This is a genomic window from Nocardia spongicola (assembly GCF_047200775.1).
GTDB lineage: Bacteria > Actinomycetota > Actinomycetes > Mycobacteriales > Mycobacteriaceae > Nocardia.
This window is the reverse complement of sequence record NZ_JBJZOO010000050.1, coordinates 1-920: the sequence shown is the minus strand read 5'-3', so window position 1 is coordinate 920 and position 920 is coordinate 1. Positions and strand designations below refer to the sequence as shown.

Sequence of the window (920 nt, the reverse complement as noted above, 5' to 3'; positions counted from 1 at the left end):
TCAGAAGTGCCAGGGGTAGGGGGTCCAATCCGGTGTGCGTTTCTGTAGGAAGGCATCGCGGCCTTCGACTGCTTCGTCGGTCATATAAGCCATTCTGGTCGCTTCGCCTGCGAACAGTTGCTGGCCGACCAGCCCGTCGTCGAGCAAGTTGAACGCGTACTTCAGCATGCGTTGCGCTTGCGGGGATTTGCCGTTGATATCGGCGGTCCATTCCAAGGCGACGTTTTCCAGTTCGGCATGGTCGACGACCTTGTTCACCGCGCCCATCTGGTGCATTTCTTCGGCAGTGTAGGGACGGCCGAGGAAGAAGATCTCGCGGGCGAATTTCTGCCCGACCATCTTGGCCAGATAGGCGCTGCCGTAACCACCGTCGAAGCTGCCGACGTCGGCGTCGGTCTGCTTGAAACGAGCGTGCTCCCGGCTGGCCAGGGTGAGGTCGCAGACCACGTGCAGGCTGTGTCCTCCGCCCGCGGCCCAGCCGTTCACCAGTGCGATCACCACTTTGGGCATGAAGCGGATGAGTCGTTGCACCTCGAGGATATGCAGTCGGCCTGCCCTGGCTTGATCGACCGTGTCCGCGGTGTCGCCGCTGGCGTACTGGTAGCCACTGCGTCCTCGGATGCGTTGGTCGCCGCCGGAGCAGAAAGCCCAGCCGTTGTCTTTGGGGCTCGGGCCGTTGCCGGTGAGCAATACCGCGCCGACATCCGGGGTCATTCTGGCGTGATCGAGGGCTCGGTAGAGTTCGTCGACCGTATGCGGCCGGAACGCATTGCGCACCTCGGGCCGGTCGAATGCGATCCGAACGGTGCCCTGCTCGATATGCCGGTGGTAGGTGATGTCGGTCAAGTTCTCGAATCCCGGAATGGGGCGCCACAGCGTTGGATTGAATGTCACGTCTGTGATTATCACCCGCCGCGGTG

1 protein-coding gene is annotated in these 920 nt (G+C 62.3%); it reads right to left on the bottom strand.

Features of this window, described 5'->3' with window-relative positions; genetic code table 11:
• Positions 1 to 894, bottom strand: a complete 894-nt coding sequence (locus ACL02S_RS24140) for a 1,4-dihydroxy-2-naphthoyl-CoA synthase (RefSeq protein WP_412804789.1) — start codon at positions 892 to 894, stop codon at positions 1 to 3.
• Positions 895 to 920 lie beyond the last annotated feature (26 nt).